At 40.7% G+C, this 22,044-nt stretch carries 22 protein-coding genes; 13 read left to right on the forward strand and 9 right to left on the reverse strand.

Annotation, left to right across the window (positions count from 1 at the left end; all coding sequences use genetic code 11):
- The first annotated feature begins 69 nt into the window (after positions 1-69).
- A complete protein-coding gene (locus A374_RS16315) occupies positions 70-540 on the forward strand; it encodes a hypothetical protein (RefSeq protein WP_007203341.1) in 471 nt (156 codons plus the stop codon).
- A 293-nt stretch (positions 541-833) separates the two neighbouring features.
- On the opposite strand, the gene A374_RS16320 is transcribed toward A374_RS16315, so the two are convergent.
- Genes A374_RS16320 through A374_RS16335 form a run of 4 tightly spaced genes read right to left on the reverse strand, consistent with a single transcriptional unit; the run spans position 834 to position 5,788 of the window.
- The gene (locus tag A374_RS16320) at positions 834-1,448 is read right to left on the reverse strand and encodes a hypothetical protein (protein WP_007203342.1); all 615 of its coding nucleotides are present in this window, start codon (positions 1,446-1,448) and stop codon (positions 834-836) included.
- A complete protein-coding gene (locus tag A374_RS16325; RefSeq protein ID WP_007203343.1) occupies positions 1,445-2,074 on the reverse strand; it encodes a hypothetical protein in 630 nt (209 codons plus the stop codon). Before A374_RS16325 ends, A374_RS16320 begins: the two co-directional genes overlap by 4 nt.
- Positions 2,075-2,077: 3 nt before the next feature.
- Positions 2,078-2,623, reverse strand: a complete 546-nt coding sequence (locus A374_RS16330) for a GNAT family N-acetyltransferase (RefSeq protein WP_007203344.1) — start codon at positions 2,621-2,623, stop codon at positions 2,078-2,080.
- Positions 2,624-2,641: 18 nt separating this feature from the next.
- The gene (locus A374_RS16335; RefSeq protein ID WP_007203345.1) at positions 2,642-5,788 is read right to left on the reverse strand and encodes a bifunctional cytochrome P450/NADPH--P450 reductase; all 3,147 of its coding nucleotides are present in this window, start codon (positions 5,786-5,788) and stop codon (positions 2,642-2,644) included.
- A 172-nt stretch (positions 5,789-5,960) separates the two neighbouring features.
- Here A374_RS16335 and A374_RS16340 point away from each other — a divergent pair, with 172 nt between their 5' ends.
- Together A374_RS16340 and abc-f are read left to right on the forward strand one after the other, a co-directional pair.
- The gene (locus tag A374_RS16340; protein ID WP_007203346.1) at positions 5,961-6,878 is read left to right on the forward strand and encodes a carbon-nitrogen hydrolase family protein; all 918 of its coding nucleotides are present in this window, start codon (positions 5,961-5,963) and stop codon (positions 6,876-6,878) included.
- 268 nt (positions 6,879-7,146) lie between these two features.
- A complete protein-coding gene (abc-f, locus tag A374_RS16345) occupies positions 7,147-8,760 on the forward strand; it encodes a ribosomal protection-like ABC-F family protein (RefSeq protein ID WP_007203347.1) in 1,614 nt (537 codons plus the stop codon).
- A 64-nt stretch (positions 8,761-8,824) separates the two neighbouring features.
- Here abc-f and A374_RS16350 read toward each other — a convergent pair whose 3' ends face one another.
- A complete protein-coding gene (locus A374_RS16350) occupies positions 8,825-10,024 on the reverse strand; it encodes a hypothetical protein (protein ID WP_007203348.1) in 1,200 nt (399 codons plus the stop codon).
- A 778-nt stretch (positions 10,025-10,802) separates the two neighbouring features.
- Between A374_RS16350 and A374_RS16355 the strand changes: the two genes are divergently transcribed.
- The 3 genes from A374_RS16355 (at position 10,803) to A374_RS16365 (ending at position 13,115) form a co-directional block, all read left to right on the forward strand.
- Positions 10,803-11,519, forward strand: coding sequence for an ATP-binding cassette domain-containing protein (locus A374_RS16355; RefSeq protein WP_007203349.1), 717 nt, complete (start codon positions 10,803-10,805; stop codon positions 11,517-11,519).
- Between the two features lie 340 nt (positions 11,520-11,859).
- A complete protein-coding gene (locus A374_RS16360) occupies positions 11,860-12,852 on the forward strand; it encodes a hypothetical protein (RefSeq protein WP_238535184.1) in 993 nt (330 codons plus the stop codon).
- The gene (locus A374_RS16365) at positions 12,849-13,115 is read left to right on the forward strand and encodes a hypothetical protein (RefSeq protein ID WP_007203351.1); all 267 of its coding nucleotides are present in this window, start codon (positions 12,849-12,851) and stop codon (positions 13,113-13,115) included. The genes A374_RS16360 and A374_RS16365 overlap by 4 nt, the downstream gene beginning before the upstream one ends.
- Positions 13,116-13,153: 38 nt before the next feature.
- Here A374_RS16365 and A374_RS16370 read toward each other — a convergent pair whose 3' ends face one another.
- Positions 13,154-13,798, reverse strand: coding sequence for a transposase (locus tag A374_RS16370; RefSeq protein ID WP_007203352.1), 645 nt, complete (start codon positions 13,796-13,798; stop codon positions 13,154-13,156).
- A 706-nt stretch (positions 13,799-14,504) separates the two neighbouring features.
- On the opposite strand from A374_RS16370, the gene A374_RS19655 reads away from it, so the two are divergent.
- Positions 14,505-15,281 carry a hypothetical protein gene (locus tag A374_RS19655; protein WP_007203354.1) on the forward strand — a complete coding sequence of 259 codons (777 nt, stop codon included), beginning with the start codon at positions 14,505-14,507 and terminating at the stop codon, positions 15,279-15,281.
- A 46-nt stretch (positions 15,282-15,327) separates the two neighbouring features.
- On the opposite strand, the gene A374_RS16385 is transcribed toward A374_RS19655, so the two are convergent.
- Positions 15,328-16,161: a DUF2785 domain-containing protein gene (locus tag A374_RS16385; RefSeq protein WP_007203355.1), complete on the reverse strand. Its 834-nt coding sequence runs from the start codon at positions 16,159-16,161 to the stop codon at positions 15,328-15,330.
- Positions 16,139-17,248 carry a threonine aldolase family protein gene (locus A374_RS16390; protein WP_007203356.1) on the reverse strand — a complete coding sequence of 370 codons (1,110 nt, stop codon included), beginning with the start codon at positions 17,246-17,248 and terminating at the stop codon, positions 16,139-16,141. The genes A374_RS16385 and A374_RS16390 overlap by 23 nt, the downstream gene beginning before the upstream one ends.
- A gap of 130 nt (positions 17,249-17,378) precedes the next feature.
- Here A374_RS16390 and A374_RS16395 point away from each other — a divergent pair, with 130 nt between their 5' ends.
- The 6 genes from A374_RS16395 to A374_RS16415 all read left to right on the forward strand — a co-directional run bounded on the left by A374_RS16395 (position 17,379) and on the right by A374_RS16415 (position 21,438).
- Positions 17,379-17,906 carry a sigma-70 family RNA polymerase sigma factor gene (locus tag A374_RS16395; RefSeq protein ID WP_007203357.1) on the forward strand — a complete coding sequence of 176 codons (528 nt, stop codon included), beginning with the start codon at positions 17,379-17,381 and terminating at the stop codon, positions 17,904-17,906.
- A 3-nt stretch (positions 17,907-17,909) separates the two neighbouring features.
- The gene (locus A374_RS16400) at positions 17,910-18,305 is read left to right on the forward strand and encodes a PadR family transcriptional regulator (RefSeq protein WP_007203358.1); all 396 of its coding nucleotides are present in this window, start codon (positions 17,910-17,912) and stop codon (positions 18,303-18,305) included.
- Between the two features lie 8 nt (positions 18,306-18,313).
- The gene (locus A374_RS16405) at positions 18,314-19,555 is read left to right on the forward strand and encodes an FtsW/RodA/SpoVE family cell cycle protein (RefSeq protein ID WP_007203359.1); all 1,242 of its coding nucleotides are present in this window, start codon (positions 18,314-18,316) and stop codon (positions 19,553-19,555) included.
- A 4-nt stretch (positions 19,556-19,559) separates the two neighbouring features.
- Positions 19,560-19,691, forward strand: a complete 132-nt coding sequence (locus tag A374_RS21325) for a hypothetical protein (RefSeq protein ID WP_274517061.1) — start codon at positions 19,560-19,562, stop codon at positions 19,689-19,691.
- A 300-nt stretch (positions 19,692-19,991) separates the two neighbouring features.
- Complete coding sequence (locus tag A374_RS16410) at positions 19,992-20,513, forward strand: GNAT family N-acetyltransferase (protein WP_007203360.1); 522 nt, start codon at positions 19,992-19,994, stop codon at positions 20,511-20,513.
- Between the two features lie 184 nt (positions 20,514-20,697).
- Positions 20,698-21,438 carry a hypothetical protein gene (locus A374_RS16415; protein WP_007203361.1) on the forward strand — a complete coding sequence of 247 codons (741 nt, stop codon included), beginning with the start codon at positions 20,698-20,700 and terminating at the stop codon, positions 21,436-21,438.
- A 174-nt stretch (positions 21,439-21,612) separates the two neighbouring features.
- On the opposite strand, the gene A374_RS20855 is transcribed toward A374_RS16415, so the two are convergent.
- Positions 21,613-22,044: hypothetical protein (locus A374_RS20855; RefSeq protein WP_007203362.1), on the reverse strand; the 432-nt coding region annotated here is incomplete at its 5' end.

Below are 22,044 nucleotides of genomic sequence, written 5' to 3' on the forward strand. Positions count from 1 at the left end.
TATCGTTGTATTGTGGAGAATGATATTGATGGATAAACTTTACAGTGAAAAGAGGAAGGAGTGTTAGTGATGGAAATTATACAAACAACGGGTACGTATTATACAAACCGAGTTAAGTGTGTCATTATGTTAGCCTTGCTTTTAGGATTAATTTATTTTGGCGTGAGTATGGAGTTATTTGTAATTAATGGCGAAACGAGTCCGGCTGGTTATCTCCTTTTAATCATGTTAACGGTAGTTAGCGTACTTCTATTTATTCAGCTCGTCGATCCACGTCCCATAGTTAAAGTGGAGGACGCTGGCATTACGATTCGCTCTTTTATTTTTTGGACGCATTTTGTATCGTGGGAAGATGTTCTACATACAAGAAATGAAAAGTATACAACGCAATTGGTCAATATGCATAGTTTCGTCCGAGTGACAACCTATATGATTCGCATCTATCGTCCAGAGGGACGGTCATTAGCCATTAATTTAGCCATGCTCAATACGAAAAATGGCTCATTACAACAACAGCTGCAAACGTATTTAAGCGCGTGATTGACTAGTTAGTATTTTATTGAACGTTAGCCGAAATACAAGTGAGGCTGAGATATAAACGACCATAGCATATAAAAAATGGCTTGATCATTCGTTTCGGTGATCAAGCCATTTTTTTATGTTGCTCGTTCATTTGATTTTAGATGGAAGCAGTCATCAAATGCACCCAAAATTCGAGAGAGATAATTAGGAGCTTAAGATCACGGAGAGGATGCTTTTGTGTGCTAAACAGACTTTATTTTATTTTTTCCTCACTGTTGGCAGATTGCCTGTAGTTTCATGCTTGTGCCACTTCATTCTGTCTTCATCTGCCTATGGAGGCTCGCCACAATAGCGCGTGCAACACGCATTTCGATCGGTTCTTGGGACGCCACTAAAAACACACACTGCTTGTCGTAATAACAAACATTCAGTAGATAGGGAATTTCAGGTTCGTTCGCTAGCTGTTGCGCACAGTAGGTGAAGAGCGCATCGTCTGAAGGTGTTGCTTGTGCTAGTAGGGTTGGTGTAATCGTTACGCTTCCTTGTTTGACGTTACGCAAAAATAGTTCTTGGCACATGGCAGCGCGAACGGTCGTTTCTACGGACTCTTTCTGGTCTTTACGCTGAGTGTTTACTACCATGCTTCCTACAAAACTCGTACATAAAATCAGGATCGTATACGTCGTAGCCGGTAACCATAGCGCAACACTTACACCACCTATGAGAATGAGCAGTTCTAACCACCGCTCTGTTAGTTTGACGGCAAATGAACTGTACTGCTGAAGTACAAGCAAGGCAATGCCAAGCGCGCCATAGCTACTAGAGAGAAGTAGTGAGGGTTGCTGACTACTAACGTACGTATACAATCCAGTAAATAATAGAAGATAGCCGCTACAACCGATTAGTATAAAGGATTGTTTGTTCATAAAGCATACCTGCTCTCTTCCTCATAGATTGCCCGCAAATGGGCGAGCAGCGGGACCATTATTTGTTTCTCAATAGAATCATAGGAGACGTTCAGGTGAATTTTTTGCTCATGAAACCAAAAAGAATCTAGTACATAAGAAATGTTTGGTTCGTCTTTTAGCTGTTCTGAACAAAAGTGGAAAAAGTCTGGATCGGATGCAATCGCGTCTTGAAGCAACGTTGGCGTAATCGTAAGGGTGCCTTCAAAAATACCCGCCTGAGCCAGTTCATACCAGACGGTGGACCGGATCATCGCTTCTTTTGTGAAAAGAGCTTCTTGCTGGCTATTGTAATATATGAGCGTCAATGTGGTAACTGCCATGAATAGTTTTGCGAAAAAGGGATCATGACCGCTAAGCCAGAGAGCCGGAACGATGGTGAGAAGCAGCAGTGCTCCTTGTCGTGCGTAGTTTTGTGCAGCACGATGAGGGACAGTAAGTCGATATTGTAAAAAAAAGCAGAGAACGGCTATAGCTAGCATAATGAGAGAGCTGATTCCGTTCCCGTTCTTAGCATCTACATAAAACGTAAAACTCGTATAAAGAAATAAGTAGCCAATCATTCCATACGCTCGGTAGCGACTCATCCTCTATTCACCTACACTTTTTAAAAATAGACCCATCAAGAGCGTATCGTAGTAGCGACCGTCACGATGGTATTTATCATCCACAAGACAGCCTTCTTGTTGAAAGCCGAGATGGTGATAAAGGGAGATGGCAGGTTCATTGGTGGCGAGGACGGTTAGTGTCATTTTATGAAGACGCTGCGCCTTCGCCCAGGAAATGCAAGATAGCAGCAATTGTTTGCCGATACCGAGTCCCCAATAGGCTTCTAGGACGCCCATACCGAATTCCACGCGATGCTGCAAGCGTGCGAGGTTACTTCCTTGGCAGCGTGCGTAACCGACGATTTGCTCATCAATCGTCGCGACGAGACAAAGGTTGTGTGGGCTTTGGTGATCTTGTTCAATGAGTGCGCGAAAGGCGGTAGGATCAAGAAATGCTTCGCCTTGTTCGCGATCAAAGTTTTCTGTTTCACCGTCTAGTTGATGACGGAGGTGAGACAGTGCCGGTGCGTTACTTGGCACTGCCTCGGTAATTGTAATGATTGTATTTTTTCGTTCATACGTAAGCATCGGTTGAAATCCTTTCGTTTAGTTACTCCATACATCTTTTACATAGCGTTCAGCTTGTTGAAGTGAAGTTAGCCATTGCTGTGCTTCTTCATGACTTGTTTGATACTGCGTTTCATAGAGTGAGAGGAGCGTTGCTTCTACGTCGCGAGCCATATGGGTACCATCGCCACATACGCAGAGCTTTGCGCCTTGCTGTAGTAAGCCCAACAATTCCTCGGCGTGCTGTGTCATGACATGTTGGACGTACTTTACGTCGGTGTTACCGGTTCGTGAAAAGACAGTATGCAAGGTGACGAGCTGTTGTTCGTTATATGCTGCGAGCTCTTCACGATACAAATAATCCTCTTCGTTGCGACAGCCAAAATAAAGATGCGCGGGTCCTAACGCTATGCCTTGTTGCTGTAGGAAGGCACGATGTTGTAAAAAGCCGCGAAAAGGTGCTAGGCCGGTTCCAGGTCCAACCATGATGAGCGGAGTGGCCGGATCCTCTGGATAGTGAAAAGCGGTATTCGGTGAAGGCATAAAAGCATATACTTCGTCACCTTTTGCTTTTTGTGCTAAGTCATTACTTGCTACCCCGCGGTATTCGTAGTCACCGCCATAAGCTTTCCCGGAAACGACAGCGACCGTGATACTCACGCGTCCTTTGCAAACAGTCGGTGCGCTTGAAATCGAATAAAAGCGCGGGCGCAACGGTTTTAAGCTTCCTAAAAATAGTGAAAAAGGAAGTTCACACGCCTCGTAACGGTCGAGTAAATCTAGCATCGAAATGTGTTTTTTTACAATGTCTTGTTGATACGAATCGCCTGTCGCGAGTGCACGCAGTTGTTGCGCATGTGGCGGACAGTTCGTATGTGCTGCCAATAGCTCGATTTGTGAGGGTGTTGCCGTGTCTTGCAGCTCTACACAGTTTCGCAATACATCTTCAATCGCTACGGTTTCACCGAGCGGTAAATGCGTGGCCAGAGACGAAGAAGCTTGCAGTTTCACATAGGCAGAAGGCGCGAGAGCAAAGCGCTTTATAACGCGCTGAATCAAATCTACGCTATTGCTTGGCAAAATGCCGATATGATCGCCTGCGTGATACGAGACGTGAGCTGGTAATAGAAGCTCAAGGTGGCGTGTGCTGCGTTCGTGACCGCGCTGAAGCTCATCATTTTTTATTACACTTGCTTTAAAAGCACCGTAATGGTCAAGAAGCGGTAACGTTTTCTCGTGAGTCACCCATTCTACCTCAAGTGCTGCAACAGAAGGTACGTCAGTTTCTTCCACCTTTAGATCAAACGTCTCACACGCATCTTTCCACATGTGTTGCTTCCAGTGCTGCCACGCTTGTTCGACGTCATGAGCGACATCGCCCTCACCACGCATGGAAAAGACGGTCGCACCTTTCGCTAGCAACAGCTGTTCCAATTGCCGGGGCACGGCTTGATACGTAGCTGCCCAGTTGTGATCACCACAGCCAAATACACTAAAAGAAACACCGCGTAGTGCCGTTTCGTCAAGTGTGGACAGCCAGTTCAGAAAGCGTTCAGCGTTTTTAGGCGGCTTGCCGTTATACGAAGAGGTGACAATCAATACAGCTCCGTCTGTTGGCAGCGCATCGATGCCAGCTGAAAGCGGAGCGACAGTGCTTTTAATGCCACGCTGACTGGCAGTCTCGGCTATTTCACGTGCCATCCCTTCTGCGGTCCCCATTTCGGAACCGTATAGGACAAGGAGCGAGGCTGGTTTTCCAGTTACGACGAGTTGTGGTGTTTGTGAAGAAGTCGTCTTTTCCTGCTGCATAAATGGTGGTGCATCTACACGTGGGGCTGCTGTTATAAAAAAAGAATTTGGCTTGATGGTTAGCGTTTGTTTAATATCGAGCGTGTAGTTTGTCGGATCACCCAACGTAAAACGGCGCAGCAGCATGCCGATGACGAGCGTTGCTTCATGAAGCGCAAATTGCATGCCAATACAAGCGCGCTGACCATTGCCGAACGGCTTATAGGCGTGATGGGGAATGCTTTTATAATCAAGAAATCGCTCTGGGCGAAATCGATCCGCATCTTCTCCCCACGCCTCTTTGTCACGATGCAAGCGAGGCAAAAGAAGCACTACGCGTTCGCCTTTTTTGATTTCGTATTTACCACCAACAACTGTATCTTCTTTAGCATATAAGCCAAAAGCTGGCGCACTTGGCCATAGGCGCAACGTTTCGTGAAGAATCATGCGAATGTATTTTAATTGTGTCACTTCTTCATATGTTGGCGTGTCGCTTAAGATGGCATCAGCTTCTTGTTGGGCTTTCTGTAAGACATCAGGATGCTGTAGTAAAAAGTACAGCGTAAAGGCAAGCAAACCACTCGTCGTTTCATGACCGGCGATTAAAAACGTAATGATTTGATAGCGAATGTTTTCATCATCTAGCTTTTGTCCCGTTTCGGGATCTTTTCCATTTAACATGAGTGAAAGTAAATCCTTCGCATCACTAGTTCCATGTTTTTTTCGTTCAGCAATAATGTCGTCTACGAGAGAAAACATCGTCGTGATGTCACGCTGAAATTGACGGCGCGTCGCAAACATAAAGCGCTCTTGAAACGGCAGGCGTTGCATTTGTTGCATCGCTTCATCTAAGCCGCGCCCCATGCTTTCAATGAATGGATGAGACCGTTCGCGATAAAAGCTATTAAAGCGATAATTAAAGCCGCAAAGCCCAATCGTATCAAGCGTCAGTCGCGTCATATCTTCCGGAACGTCAATGTGTTCATTGGGGTTTAAACGCGCCCATTTTTGCAGCAATTGCTGTGCAATATCGACCATCATGGGATGATAGCCTTTCATGGCACGCTGACTAAAAGTGGGCATAAGAATGTTATGTGCTTTTTGCCAATTCGGCTCATCGCCCCAGCTCGTAAACAAGCCGTCGCCTGCAAACGCACGCACTTTTTCTAACGCCCCTTCAATGCTTTTGGCAAAACGCGTTTCATCACATACTTCGCGCGCCAGCTCGTGACCTGAAACGATAATCGACTGAGAGGCGGGGGACTTCATGCGGAAAATAGGTCCCTGTTCCTCAGCCATTTTCCAGAGAGAAAGTGTCGGATGTTCTTTATCAATAAGCGGTAAATTTCCAAGTGGTCCATACGTTTTCGGTTGAGGAATAGCGATGGTTTCAGCCAACAAGATCACCTACTTTTTTTAAGATAAGAGCAAGCATGCATCTACTGTTACACGCACGGTATATCTTTAATATAGCATAATTGTTATTTATTTCATGTTGGGAAAATTCTTTTAGGAAGCAGGAATTTTCTCGTGTTTTTTCGTAGTAAGAAAGAGAAGGGAGAGGGGAAGCATGTCATCCATCGTTGTTGCTACGAGTCAGTTTCCGGTGTCAGCCGATGTGTTGCGCAATACTGAGGAAGTGCTGCGACAAATGGCAGCAGCAAAAGCACAAGGCGCACATGTAATTCATTTTCCAGAAGGGGCGCTGTCAGGCTATGCGGGGGTAGATTGTCCAACGTTTGCAGCGCTTGATTGGGCGTTGTTAAAGTCGTGTACGGAAGAGGTAATGCTCGCCGCGCGTCATTTGGGCATTTGGGTGTTAGTCGGTTCGGCTCATCCACTTTTGCCGCCGCATAAGCCCCGTAACTGTGTATACGTGATTACCGATGAAGGAACGTTGCTCGATCGTTACGATAAAATGTTTTGTGCAGGACAAGATGAAGCGCACGGCGATTTAGCGCACTACTCATCGGGAAATTATTTTTGTGTGTTTTCCATTGGTGACTGTGTTTGTGGGGTGCAAATTTGTCATGATTATCGCTATCCAGAGCTGTATCGCGTCTACAAACAACGAGGAGTCGATGTGATGTTTCATAGCTATCATGCCGGCAACATACCACAAGCACGACTATTCGACATGGAACAATGTGTGCCACCGGTCCTACGAGCCTATAATACAGGTAGCACGTATCCCGAACTAACGATGCCAGCGACGATGGTAAGTTATGCTGCTAACCATTATATGTGGATTAGCTGCAGCAATAGCTCAGCGAAAACGAGCTGTTGGGGAGCCTTTATCGTGCAACCGGATGGTGTCATTGCCGGTAAGTTAGCGAAGCATGAAGAAGGGTTTTGTCTAACGACGATTGACCTTCAGCAAGCGTATTATGATTCTACGGCGGCTTGGCGTGATCGGCCGGGTAAAAACATGTTCTATAGCGGGACGCTCGTAACTGATCAACGCAGCCGCAATCGGCAACAACTGTAAAATTGGTGGAACATGCCAATTGTTTTTGGTATACTATAGAAACAACAACAACAGAAGGGATGATGGGTGGCCGATGAAGTACTAATCTTATTTCTAACATTTGAAATCAATACATTTCAAATTGTGACAAATTGGATTAGTCTGCCCAAAATCATCTCTTAACGTTGCCTACGCTACGTTTATTTCACTATGATTATTGATTAGGCAGTGCTAATCCTCCCCTAGAACCCGGGAGGATTTTTTTGGTTCTCTCGGCATGAGAGAAAGGATGAAGCGTATGCAACTACACAATCTAACGTATGAAATAAAAGAAGAGATTTTACTAGAAAAGGTGAATGGAACGGTACAAAAAGGTGAGCGAATTGGCATCATTGGTCGCAATGGAGCGGGCAAGTCTACGCTATTACAGTTGCTTGCCGGCAAGCTTTTACCAACGACAGGTGTCATTGAATCACAGCACACACCGATTATGGTCGAGCAAGAAGCCGCTGAGTATGAACGACAGGAACCGAGTGCATACGAACGCAAGCTGCTTCAACAATGGAACGTCCCGCCGCTGCCATTTTCGTCACTTAGTGGTGGTGAAAAGCTCAAAGCGCGGCTTGCAAAAGGCTTTGCGGCACAGGGTGATCTTTTGTTGTTAGACGAGCCAACGAATCATTTGGACGAAGAAAGTCTTGACTTTTTACGCCAACAATTTCAAGCGTATCCTGGCAGTATTGTGTTCGTATCGCATGATCGCTTCTTTTTAGATGAAGTGGCGACGAAAATTTGGAGCATAGAAGAGCGCACGCTCATCGAACAAAGTGGTAACTATACGCATTATATGAACGTGCGCCAAGAGCGACGGGCTGCGCAGCAAAAAGCGTATGAGAAACAACAGCACATGGTCAAACGCATCGAGCAACAAATAAAAGGCTTAAAATCGTGGGCAGATCAAGCCCATGCGCAATCAACAAAGCAAGAAGGGTATAAAGAATATTTTCGCGTCAAAGCGAAGAAAATGGATGCTCAAGTTAAATCGAAGCAAAAGCGACTAGAAAAAGAATTAGAGCGAACTAAAGCAACGCACGTTACACCCGATCACGTCGTCCAGTTTTCATTAAAGAAAGAGCAACGAACAGGCAAGCGGTTACTTCAGTGGCGCAATGTAAGCAAAGCCTTTGGCAAGCAAACGTTGTTTGAAGAGGTGTCCTTTACCGTCATGCGCGGCGAGAAAATTGCCATAACCGGCAGCAATGGAAGCGGAAAAACGACCTTTTTAAATATCGTAGCGGGTCGTGAGGAAGCAAGCGGCGAGCGATGGTTGTCACCTGCAGCAACCATCGGCTATTTAACACAAGAGGTATTTGATTTGCCTCTGCATCAAAGTCCCGCTGACCTTTTTGCGCAAGAAACAAAAGCGGATCGTGGTCGTGTGCAAACGTTAATGATTTCCCTTGGCTTTACTGCTAACCATTGGCACGAGCCCATCGCAAACTTAAGCATGGGTGAACGCGTGAAATGTAAACTGCTTCGTTATTTATTAGAAGAACGTACAATTCTGTTGCTAGACGAGCCAACAAATCATTTAGATTTACCATCTCGCGAGCAGCTAGAAGAGACGCTTGCTCATTATACCGGCACCTTACTCGTCGTCTCACATGATCGCTATTTTTTAGAAAAAGTAAGCAATCGTCACTTTGCACTTCATAATGGCTTGCTGCAGCTTGAAAAAAAGGAGCCTACTCAACAAGAGGACCGTGCTTCCAAACGTCTCGTTCTCGAAACGGAGCGTCAAGAAGTACTTGGAAAATTAAGCTTTTTGCAAGCTGATCATCCAGATTACGAGGCACTTGATCGACGATTTTTGGAGTTAAGTAAGCAGATTCGGGAGTTGTAAAGTTTGTAAATGAAAAACACCAAAACAAGATTGTTCGCGCTTGTTTTGGTGTTAATTGTATGGATTAAGACTTATTTTTTTTATGGAGGATAAGGAAGCTGAGTTTTCCCATCATCTCTCCAGATTCTTTAAAATCTAAAACTGTTTTTCTTATGATTTTACCTGTTTTTAAATCCACTTCATCAATTTCTCCTGTTTCATGAGATACATCCATATATTCTATTAATACAAAGGCTTTGTCTCCTACATATCTGACTTCTCGAATCATACCATCGTTCTTTTTTAGGAATTTCTTATGTTGTTTGGAGAATTTCATTTCTATTTTATTAAACTTACCATCCTGGTTTACAGTATAAAAACCATACTCAGACCATAAATGTAAAACACCTTTATAAGTAAATAAGGATTTGGGTGTGAAATTCTTTTGAGGTACTTCCATTATTTTTTTTGTCTTCATTTTCTTTGGATCTACGACAATTAGTTCGGATTTATAAGGCTTATCAAATTGGTGTTCATAAGGGAAGTAAAGTTTACCATTTAGCTCACCAATTTTTAAGTTACCAACGCCTCCAGTAACTAAAGATCGATGTTTCAAATGAGGCAGCTTCATTGTTTGAAGAACCTTTCCATTTTTTAAATCGATTTTGTGCAAATAATCTCTCATTTCTGAATGAGAAGTAGCACAATAATTTACCTTAGGATTACTTGTTAGTAAACAAGAATTTAAGAATCCAGTACCTTTAGGTAATTTAAGTACTTTTTTCTTTAGATCTTTTTTATTGAAATAAATCATTTCTTGGCTTTTGCTCTCACTTTGAGCATAATCATAAACGACATAATTTGATTGGGTAGAAGAGTCCATTGCAAAAGAAATACTTTGATTGTATTTGGGAGGATTGAGGTTTTGAATTGCTCCGGATTTTAAATTCACTTGATAACGAGCGGTACCACGATTAAAGGAAATATAGCCGTTATTTTGGTCTTCAGCCATACGAATCGCACCTTTTCCAGATAACCAAGGGGTCACATCTAATACTTTTCCATTAGATGAGATTGCTGCAAATTTAGTGCTTCTATCAGGGGTATATACAGATGCGTAGTTCGAATAGTTAACTAAAAAGGCTGCATCTGCTAAAGCTTTTTTGTCTAATTGACCTTCAGTTGAGTTTTTGATTGTTGAAGCTTCATTATAATCAGAACAAGCGACTACAAATAAAAAGAGAACAGTCATACATAACAGGTGACGCAAAGTTTTTAATCCCATAGTGTATCTCCTTTTTTAAAAGTGAATACAGATGTCGCTTTGGATTATTCGATTTGATTAGTATAGTTTGAGTACGTATAGACACTACATCATTCCAAATAGTAAAACGAAATTTTAAACATACAATGGTAATTAGACGTCCTCGGTCATCACCTCCAATGTGTATATGTAAATATTATACAATTTTTTATTGAAAAGCAATCGCAACAAAACAATCTATTAACCTTACAATCTGGTGTGGAGAATGCACTAATAAGATTTTTTTGTATGTTAAACTTCTTGAAATTGAAAGAAAAAACGTAAAAAGGGTAGAAGTTTGTTAGAAGGAAAAAATAGAAAAATGGTTAATATTAGTTGATAAGGGGGGTGTCATTAGGAATTCAATTATTAATATTCGTAGGAGTATTTCTCGTAATTAGTTTAACAATCAAGTTTTTTAAGGCCTATAAAGTATATATTCTAATGGGATTGATGGCTATAGCGCTCCTTATTTATTTCTTTAATGTAAATGGTGAAGATTTGAATAAGAAATTTGTTTAGAAATCTCATTATTAGTTCTGACCATTAGTCTGGTAGTTAAACAGATTTTGGGTCTTAAAATAAAAAACGTAAAATAATAGGTATCTAAGATCATCATACTTTCATTGGGTGAAAGGCAACCTAATGTTAAACTTCACTGGCCAAAAATTTGGAAAATGGGAATTGGCTGTAAAGCCTCTTAACTTTACTTATAGAGGAAGCGGTTCTTGAACCCCTTTTTATTAGGAGACGATTATGCATGTTAGAAATTAAGAACCTATCAAAAAAGTATGGAAAACAAGTTATCATCGAACATCTAAGTACAAATTTCTCTCAAACAGGAGTCACTGTCATCGTCGGAATCAACGGGAGTGGTAAGACCACTTTGTTGAATTTGGTTACTAACCTACTTCAACCGGATTCGGGTCAGATTTTACTGGACGGGTTAAAACCAGGAAGTCGTGAATATAAATCGAAGTTTTTTTATCTGCCCTCTGATTTTTATTTACCAAGTTTCATGACTGGTAAAGAATATGCCGATTTTGTTTTAAGTCGATATGATACAAGTAACTATAATCAATTACCAAATTTATTAAATATTTTAGATATGACGCCAAGCCAAAGCAAGACGATTGAGTCCTATTCATTTGGAATGAAAAAGAAAATCCAAATTGCAGTTGCGATTGCTGCAAATACTGATTATATAATTGCAGATGAAATCTTAGGAGGACTCGACTTTGATACCGTGATTCTCGTTCAAGAAATTTTCGCTACGATCAGCAATAAGAAAAAAATCATCATCGTTTCGCATGAACGGAACACCATTGATCGTTTTCCTGATGATGTACGCCTCATGCGCAAAGGTACAGTGGATTCCTTTACTGGGTCTCCAGACGAGCTAACAAAATTTATTAAGCAGGAGAGCGTCTTACATGACAAACTCATTGAAATTCAAAAACATTTTATGCATCCTTAAGTTTTTTTATAACGATACGTTCCACGGTTTGTTTAACCGACCATTCTTTAGGAGCAAAGTCAATCGCTATGGAATAATTCTAATCCTCATCCTTCTCTATCTCGGTTACTTTTACTTGAACATGGTTGAACTCAACGCTTTAAGCAATATCATTCAAGGCAGAAATAGCGCGAATCTTATGTTTGCAGCTAAAATGACACTAAGTAGTTATTTCAATGTCATCTTAATCTTAAGTGCACTTTTGTTTATATTAGTTAATTCAACCGTCAGCTTGAGTAAAAATTCCTTATTTTTTGCTAAAACTCTTCCGTTCTCCGAAAAGGAAGTCAGTGTTAGCCAAATGATTTTTAAGTTAAGTGTTGCTTTAGCCTTCTTTGAATTGTTAATTATCATTGTCATACCAACACTTAAACTTATACCGATGAACATCTTCACTGCATGTCTTGTACTCATGACGCTTCACACACTGTTCATTTCTAGTTTTTTTATATTTGATTTGATATATACTCTTGTCTTGAAAGATACTACTTTTACGAAAAGAATTTTGTTAACTTTTGCCCTCGATTTTTTGATCGTTGTACTCGTTATGGTTCATTTTTTAGTCACCCGCTTTAAGGTAGACGCCTGGACCAGTGTGCAAAAAGAATCTATTCTTGTAATGACATGCATCGTCTTCTTCGCTAGTCTTATGATTGGGACAATTGCGTATCTATTAAATTCCATGTTTTTCGCAAAAGACAATATATATGTACATTTGAATTACTTTAAAATTGTGCTACCGGCGTTTAGTATTGGACTGGCCACCACGATGCCTGCTATTATACGGAGTAAAAATTTCCTATATTTTTGGGCATTGTTAATCGTCATCTCCATTGGTTCATTCATTCAAAATGGACTGGACGGTACGCTCCAACTGTGGCTATTCTTATTACCCATCCTTGGCATCGTAGCGATTACCTATGGAGATGCTATGATTTCCGTTCGCAAGTTATTCAGCATCTACAAGATTAGTCCGTTGACAGAACTTATTTCTTTGCTTGGGGTTTCCATCATTTTGATGTCTCCAGCCCTATATGTCGGAATCGCAGAGAAGCAAAGTCTTGACCCTTTTATGTACGGCATCAATATCTTTTTTGTCGCGACGATTGCAGGATTTCTATTTCCCAAGTCGCAAAGTAACGTCAATGAGACAATCGCATCCGTTTTAACATTCGTCATTATGATCATTTTATCTGCACTCATTAGCTTTGAAGGAGCATTGTACCCTTCGCTGATTATACTACTATGTGTTCTATATTTAATCTTAAGAAAAGAATATGAGGTGCCAAGATGAAAATTACAAAGTACATCGGAATCGGAACAGTAATCTGGTCAATCGTGTTCTTAATCGATTACATTTATGAACTGTCTATAATCACTGAAACAAGTGAAGTCACGACTTTTACAGGATTACGTATTACAACTGTCATGACTAAGGAGGAATTGAACACCAACTTTTCACTTACATGGCAGGATTTGGTTATGTATCTCGTTTTCTTGATTGTTTTCGTTTCAATTTCAGTACTCATTAACTCAAAAAAGCGTCAAAAAAGCTAATGACAATTGAAACAGTTGTCATTCTTTTTAATTACGTCTTAATCGTTATCAGCATTGTTGTTATTCATGAAGCAATTCATTGGGCGTTCGCCTTGGTCTATTTTTACTTCATTATAAGGATTGGGTTTAACCATCCTTTCTTTTCTCACCATATACTCATTTTCGGGAAGGAATAATAGTGTCGCAGTTTCTTGTTTCCAAAGTGTTTTAATTTCTATTTCTTTTTCATAGTGCAGGCGCTCCTGGTCTACTATGGAAAATTCATCAAGTGTTTGTGTTAAGCCTTTTAGGCAGCTACTCACTGGGGGAACACTGAACAGGTTATAGCGTACATAGCTAACTTTTCCTTCAACATGCCCTTTTTCATTTCCCTTCGCTACATTACAGACCTGTGTCTGGAGTCCATAATGAAGTTGAAACCGAAGAAATTCATCCGTCAAAGTAGCTTCTTCCGTTTTACTTCTCGGTGCTTTAACGGCTGTTGTCATATTATCAATCCAAATGGATCGAGGCACATCATCAGCTTTCCCAAAGGGTTTTTTTATACCCTCAAAGAGACACTCTTGATTTTCGGAAGGAAGTGGCTCATAAAAAGCAGTGTTACTGGCAGGAGAGGATAGGATTAATAATCGGATGTCACATAACTCTCCAGTTTCTACAGCCTCCATAATCCCAAAATCCAACTGAGCTTCTCCTTCCGGGTGTGAGAGTCTTTCTGTTCCTTTGTCTGGTAATTCTTCACTACGAGATGCCCGCCATTCCGCAATGAAGTTGCAAACCGTCCGGTAAGAACTAGAGAAACCATATACACCTTGGGTTCCTTTAACCGTTCCACACGTAAAAAACAACGTAACATTAGGAAGCTTAAGATTTTCTAGTGTTTTAACATGGTTTGGAGTGGAGATTTTGAGTTTGAAAAGCCTTCAGATAAAAAATCAATTCTTTTTAAATAATAAGACGATGAACGTTATAACAAATACTTCTATGGCTGTATGAGTGTAACTAGTCGTTTCAATAATCGTTATTTTTCCAAACAAACTAAGGATTGACGTGAAAATAAACTCTAAAAATATAGTACCTAAAGCCGTTCCAAGACTTATTACAAATTTTTGAGATCCTTTCATTTTTTACACCCCTTTTTATCTTTCAATGCTGTTAACAGCTCATTGACTGAGTATGAAACGATTTATAAAAGCTGAGAGTTAAAGATCGTAGGATGACAACAGTTAGAATTATCATAATTAATTATGAAGTACCCTTGGCATCATTTCCCAAAAACAAAATTTGGTATTTTATTGTTAAAATAGGGCATGATCCCTATTTTTGTTTGTTTTATTCATTGGTAAAATTTTTAAGGTAGTGTAGAAACAGAAAAGGGGTAAGAACAGAATGAAGTACTTCAACAAAAAAATAGCTACAGTCATCATGCTTGTTAGTAGTTTATTGTTTGGATCGGTCGCTACTGCTGCAGAGCCGAACACCGTATCCGTTCAAGTAAGTGGCGAGCAGATGCAAAAAGCAAAAAGTAACAAAAAAGCACATCATAAGAAGAAGCACCACAAGAAGAAACATCACAAGAAGAAACATCATAAAAAGAAGCATCATAAAAAGAAGCATCATAAGAAGAAGCAACACACTAAGAAGCACCACAAGAAAAAACATCACAAGAAGAAACATCACAAAAAGAAACACCACAAGAAGAAGCATGCAAAACCCGTAATTCGTAAAAGTGGTGTGTTCTCCTTTTCTAAAAAGTTCAATAAAAAGAAGTTGATTCGTGAGATGCAATCAGAGGCAGCGTATTTGACGAGAATGTTCGGTCGTGCGCTTGCTAATGGAAATAAAAAACCATTTTATCGGTATGTGAATCGTCATATGAATGAGGTTGGTTTCCCTGATACTGCAAAATATAGTTATAAAAATTCTGTTAATTTAGATCGTGAGTATCGCTTAAAGGGCTTTAAACAAAAAGTGCGTGTTTTGAAAAAAGTAACAACGTCTCAAATGAAAGTGCATAAAGATACGCGGTTTAGAAAAGATTTTGTCGTACTTCGGTATGAGTTCCTTTCCAGAAAAGGTGGCAATTATAACTTGCATTATGTACAGTTTGATTTTACGTTACAATACAATGGTCGATTTTTAATAACTGGTATGCATAACTTTTAAACGTAATGAAAACAAGCCGATTCCACGAGGAGTCGGCTTGTTTTCTCTATAATTGCTGCAAACACTCTTTGATGTCTTTTTGCAAAACTTTAAGAGTTGGGTAATTACTGCAGGCTACGTAGAAGCTTTTGAGAAAGTGTTTGCTGTTGCAATAGAGTCTGCGATAAGCTTCCGGTGTACTGTTATTCTTTTGTTGTTGAAGCTGTTGCGGTGTCGCTTGGAGTAAGTCTTTTATCTCTTGTAGTGGTAAGCCGTTTGTTAGCATGCTAAAGATCGGCGTGAGCAGGCGTTCGTCTTCATCGTCAACATAGATGGTGGCGGATGTGAGTGCTTTGTTCCAAACGGCGTTTAACACGGCGCTATAAGAAGCTTGATTGCATTTCGGATTTTGAACGAGTTCATCTAGTGCATCTGCGCCGTGGGCGATGCTATGTGCCCATCCTTTTTGGTCAACATAGCCACGTACGTCTTGTTCCTTATTAAAATAGTAGAGAAGCTTTTTTTCTGTTTTTGCAATCAGACTGTCACTCAAATAGTCTGATTGACTGTCGCGATAGAGTAATAGCGCGATGAGCAGTGTCGTAAAGGAACGAGTGAATACGGTATCGCTATTTTCATCGCCAAGGCCATGCATTAAAGATTGATCTAGGCAATGGTGAAGCAACGCGACGCACGTATCAGGATCAATTCTGTCATGATACGCAAGAAGCTCTACAAAGCCTTGATAAATCAAATGATCGCGCAGTTCAGCATCAAGTGAACCGATATGAGCAACCATGGAAGGAAGCAGCTCTGCGACAGGTGCCTGCTGCCAATCCATCGTTTGTAGCCGTGCTTTTAAATCTAATTCATTTAAACTATTGATGTGACTCGTTTCCATGTAAAACACCTCCTTGTAAATGTTGTGTTAAGGAAGCAAAAGCGTGTGCTAATTTGTCTTGTGGCACGGTAGGATACAAGTCGCCGCTCGTTACTTCAAAAAAGCTCGTTGTATCGCTAACAGCATTTACGTGACCGGTTAATGCGATACCTGTTTCCTGCATAACAGCTATTAAAATCGTTTCTACTGTTTCTTTTGGCAAGTCAATGTGTACGTGAAACATATTGCAGACAGGAACGACAGGACGCGTCGACAGAAGTGGACACGCATTATAATTGCTTGCGAGTTGTTGCGCTTGTTCGTAGTATTGCTTCATACGCGGCAAGCGGAGAGTAAACGAATCTGACGCAGATACGATGTAAGGATATAAACTAATTAAATCTCCACCATATCGCCGTTTCCATACTTTTGCCGGTTTCATAAACTCCGCGTCTCCCGCTAACACAGCTCCGGCAACGCCACCCAATCCTTTATAAAATGAAAGATACACCGAATCAAACAGCTCACAAATTTTAGGCGCGCTAACATCATAATACGGAAGCACTTCAAATAAGCGAGCGCCGTCAAGATGAAGCTTGATGTTGTGTTCTTTGCAATACGAAGATAGCGCCCGTAATTCCGCTAACGACGGCAGTTCTCCGCCAAGATCACGCTGTGGAAGTTCAACAAGGATACACGCTACGCGTTCATGCAAATTTTTCACATCTTCTAATGTAAAAAGGCGATCTGAATCACCAAGCGTAAGGACGTTTATAGGATGAAGCGTATGTAATCCTTTTTCTTCATACATTTCTAAGTGCGATAGCGGGTGATAAGCAACCGTCGGACAGTGCTGCTCATCACACCACATGCGCAGGACGATTTGTTGTGCCATCGTTCCACTCGGAAAGAAAACAGCAGCTTCTTTCCCAACAAAGGCAGCCATTTGTTGTTGAAATTCTTCAATGATGGCACCGCTTCCATAATGGTCCGCAGGTGTGTCGGGATCCATGGAGGCAAGCGCCGTTTGAAGGGCTCCAACGGTTAGCGGACCATGACCATTCACCTTATAAGGAGCAGCTTTAAACGCTTGTTTAAAAGTAGACACAAAAATGACCTCCTCTTTCTTTTCTTTTATGATACAGTATTTTGATGGGAAAATCTTATAAATAAGGTTTGTGAAAACCAAAAGCATTTGACGCTCGTCTAATAGATAGAGAGAGAGGGAGGGTACGGCTTTGGAAAATGTTCTACAAAACGTAGCAACAGACGATCAAGAAGTTGTGATTCATGAACTGATGAATCAATACGGTCAGCAAGTGCTACAGCTCGCGTTTACATATGTGAAAAATAAAGAAATAGCGGAAGATTTAACGCAAGATATTTTTGTGAAATGTTACAAGGCGTTATCAACGTATAACGGAACAGCTTCGTTAAAAACGTGGTTATGGAAAATTGCGATGAATCATTGCAAAGATTTTTTGAAAAGCTGGTACAACCGCAATGTGTCGGTCACAGCTGAAGAAGAGCAGCGTGGTACCGCAAAAGAGCTCGTCGAACAGGCTGTGCTCAAAAATGAAACCGATGATGAACTTATTGCGGCGATTATGCAACTGGATGTGCGCTATCGTGAGGTCATCTACCTTCATTATTACGAAGACTTGCCGTTGCGCGACATTTCTACGCTCACCGGCCACAATATTAATACGATCAAAACACGACTTCGCAAAGCAAAAGCATTATTAAAAGCAGAACTGGAGGGTTAACAGATGGAAGAGCGATTACGGCAATTACAGAAAAAAATGAATCAATCCACGTTTGCTTCGCTATCCTTTACAAATCAACATCGCAAAAACATTATTGAAAAAATAAAGCACGAGCAAGAGCGTGAAGAAGACGTGTTACTAGCGCTCATGCAGCTATTGCAAACGCGCCAAACGGGCTTTGAACTTGCACAAAATATGCGCCGGCGCGGCTTTTTGACTTACGAAAACAATGAAGGCGCACTGTATGTTGTTTTGCACCGCCTAGAGCGCGAAGGCTGCATTGTGGCGAATTGGACAGAAGATGGCGGCAAGTATTATGAGCTAGCGAAAAAAGGACGGAAAGCGCTGCGGAATGATGCAACGTTACAAGGTATTTTTCACGTGGTCATTGAAAGGTAGGGAAGAACATGAAAACGAAAGAATCGTTTATAGCACGCGTCACAAGTCAAATAACTTCAAAAGAAGCAAAACAGCTCGTCACCTCAGAGCTGCAGAATCACTTAAAGCAAAGCGAACGGGCGTGGAGTGAACGAGGATATTCAGCGACCGAAGCGGAAACGAAAGCGGTTGAAAGTATGGGAAGCGCTGAAGTACTCGGAATAGAAATGAACCGCATGCATCGCTTGAAGGTCGATTGGCTCATGATGGGTCTGCTTGTAGCCTTGCTTGGACTTAGTGTATTGTATGAATTTTTGCAAATGACAGCAGGAAGTCATGCCTTCCTTCGGCAAATTCTATTTGTCTCATGTGCTGGAATGATTCTCGTTGGTATGATGCTTTTTGATTATCGAAAGTTAAAAAGGTGGGGTCTCGTACTGTATGGAGCGGTGAATGCGCTGCTTCTGTATAGTGTCTTTTTTCCAAGTCATTACGTTAATGGAAAACCTGTTGTTATGCTTGGATTTTTTCAAAGTGATAGCAGGGTGCTTGTTCCGCTTTTAATTTTAGCATGTGTTTGTTTGATTCAAGATCAACGCTATCAATTATGGCAACTCGTGATCCTTTTTGCCGGCTCGTTATTTCTTTTAGGTAAAAGTCATGAAGTGATGGAGCTTCTCTATTTTAGTGGATCGATAGTTGCTAGTTTGTTATATAGTCGGTTTTCTACGGTAAAAGTGCTGATCCTTAGTGGCATAAGTGCGATTGTCGGCGGAAGTATGTTTTATGTGATCAGTAGTTCCTGTCTGAAAGCACGGTTACTTGATATGGTACAGTTTACACCGAGCTTTGAGTCATTACAATTACAGCGACTGCTGGCTCATACATCGTGGTTCGGTGAAGCAACAGATTCGGTTGAGAACTATGAGCTTGTGAATCGTGACTTTGTGCTCGCGGCCATTGCCAGTCATTTTGGCTGGGTATGTGTCCTCTTTGTCATCGCTTTATTCATCGCAATTGCCGTCCGTTTTCTGCGCTTATTACCGGTGTTACACGATTCTTTTGGCAAGCAATTGATGCTTGGAATTGCCATCTATTACAGCTTACCGATTGTATTACAATTCGGCATGACATTTGGTGTGCTACCAGTGGCATCCGTAGAACTGCCATTTGTCGGCAATGGTGTGCTGACTACGGCCATTTTACTCGGAATCGCGTTAAGCGTATACCGACGCAAAGATCGCCATCAAAAATTCGTAGAAAAGGTGTGATAACATGATTCTCCATCATGCTGTTGATTGTGGCAATGCGCCACGCAAACAAGTGTTACTAGATGTGACGATTGCCACGATGGAACGCTACCGACTTTCAATGGGAGCGCGCCGGGCTTGCACCGATAGTAGGTGAGAAAGCACAATCAGCCTTTATGGACCGTTTTCCTTGAAGTACAGAGTGCAGACATTCTTACACATGGCACAATGATCTTTGAACAACAGCGGTTACCATTTTGTGAAGGGTATCGTTTTTCAAGTGCAGGCAAACAAGCCACCATTTAAGAAGTGGTTTAGTTGCCTGTTCTCAACTGATGCGACCTATGATAAACTCAAAATTTTCCAAATGATTAAGCGAGATAAATTACTTCATTGAGTAATTCCAAAAGGAAAAATCCTAAATCCTAATTAGTAAAGAATATAGGTGAAGTTAAGTATGATTGAGAAGGACGACCTGCTAATTAGACTTATGAACCATAATGACTTTGATGTAATGGTTAAATGGCTAAATGACCAAAGAGTATTAGAATTTTACGAGGAGCCACCTTCAAACTTTGATAAGGTGAAGGAAAAATACGGTCCAAGGATTGAAGGGAAACATTATGTTATTCCTTGTATTGTAGAATATAAAAATCAACCATTAGGCTATATACAATATTATAAAATTCAGGAAGATGAATTGAAAAAATACGGATTTACTTCAAATCAAAATATCTATGGAATAGACCAATTTATTGGAGAAACTAAATTATGGGGCAAAGGGATCGGTACATCAATGATACTATTGATGTTAAATTATCTTAGAAGTAAAGGTGCCTCAAAGGTTGTTTTAGAGGTGAACAAAAATAATAGTAGGGCAATTAAAAGCTACAAGAAATGTGGTTTTAAGAAGACTAAAGAAATTACCAATGAACTAAACTTGATGGAATGCGATATGACAGGTGTATTATTCAATTAAAAAAATTACGATTGAACAAGGGCACTCTAACAGCTATGGAGTGCCCTTCCCTTATTTAAAAAATCAACAATATTCTTTAACATAGCTATTTTTAAAAAAAATTAGTTTTGGTGTAACTCTTTTCATCTATTGAACGACTAATGATATGAAATGAAGAAAACGATGAAAAAAGGAGATGTAAAGAGTGAAAAAGGTTGTATCCTTTATACTCGGCTTGGCGCTTTGTTTTGGATTATTTGCGCCAATGAGTTTAGCAAAAGTAAATACAGGTAAGGAAGTAGATTGGGCAACCATTTATGCACACGGGAAAGCAGAGCCGGTTGTTTTAAATGGTGATGCTATTAGTATGGTAATGAAAAAAGGCTACCGTAAAAGTAAGGATGTTGATTCCATTGAATTCCTCATTCGCGACCAACCGATTACAAATGAAGATTTAGAAGATCTAGAAGGTGGTACGTCTTTAACATCGGATAAAGAAACACGCCTCATCGACGACTTCGGTAAAAAGACAAGCAAAAAAGCATACGTAATGGTACTATTCGTAAATAGCAGCGGCAAAATCATCGGTCATCAAAACAAAACAGTAACCGTGAACAAACTAGCTGTAACTGCACCAAAAAAGTTACCACAGCTTACCAACAAAAAGTACGTAACCTACAACAAAAAAGAGAATGCAGTAGAACTAAATTTGAAAGCAGTAAAAACGAGCTTTGCGTTCTACACATTCCATACAAGCTTCAATATACTAACACCAGGCAGCGCACTAGCAACTAGCACCCTTAACTTTGAAAAAGAGAAAGTAGCTAGTAACTACTTAGAAGACGGCTGGCAAAAAGGACATAAAACGTACCATACAATGGTCATCTTATACGATAAAAAAGCACAGCCAGTCGGCTACATTGCATACGACATTAACCGGGGATAATTTCCCGGTTTTTTTGTTCCATCTGAGAAGTGAAGTAGGATAAAAAGCAAAGAACTTGCACATTCCGGATACAGAAAGATGTGTAAAGCCTATTAATAATGAAAAAAACTAGCAAACATTTTTTTGTGCTTGCTAGTTTCGGAGATTATACGAATAGTAGGTTTGAAGTGCTACTTACTTTTTGAAGTGATTGATTTCCTCGTTAATACGAATAGCCGTTTTACTAAGACCATTCAAGTGAGTGAAATAAGTATTGAATAATGTCTTTAATTCTTTTCTGCTGTATGTTGTTTTCTCCAGATCATCTAGAGAATTTTCTACGATTTTAATTCCTTCAATGTACTCATTCACTTGATCTACTAACTCCATAGAGTCTTTTTTTTCGTTTAAGTGATGATAAAGGGTTTTGTACTTCTTTTCAATGACGTGTAATTGCCGTTTTTCCTCTTTTAAATAATCAACATTCATTTCCACTTCTTTTTTGTGTGACGTACGATTGATAAAAGTATAGAGTTGTTTGCCGGCATTAGAAGCCTCATCGGACGAATTTACTGGTATTTCTTTGTTATATTTTTTTACCGAATTTGACATTTCTTTAAGCAAGGT

Source organism: Fictibacillus macauensis ZFHKF-1, assembly GCF_000269865.1.
GTDB classification, from domain to species: domain Bacteria; phylum Bacillota; class Bacilli; order Bacillales; family Fictibacillaceae; genus Fictibacillus_C; species Fictibacillus_C macauensis.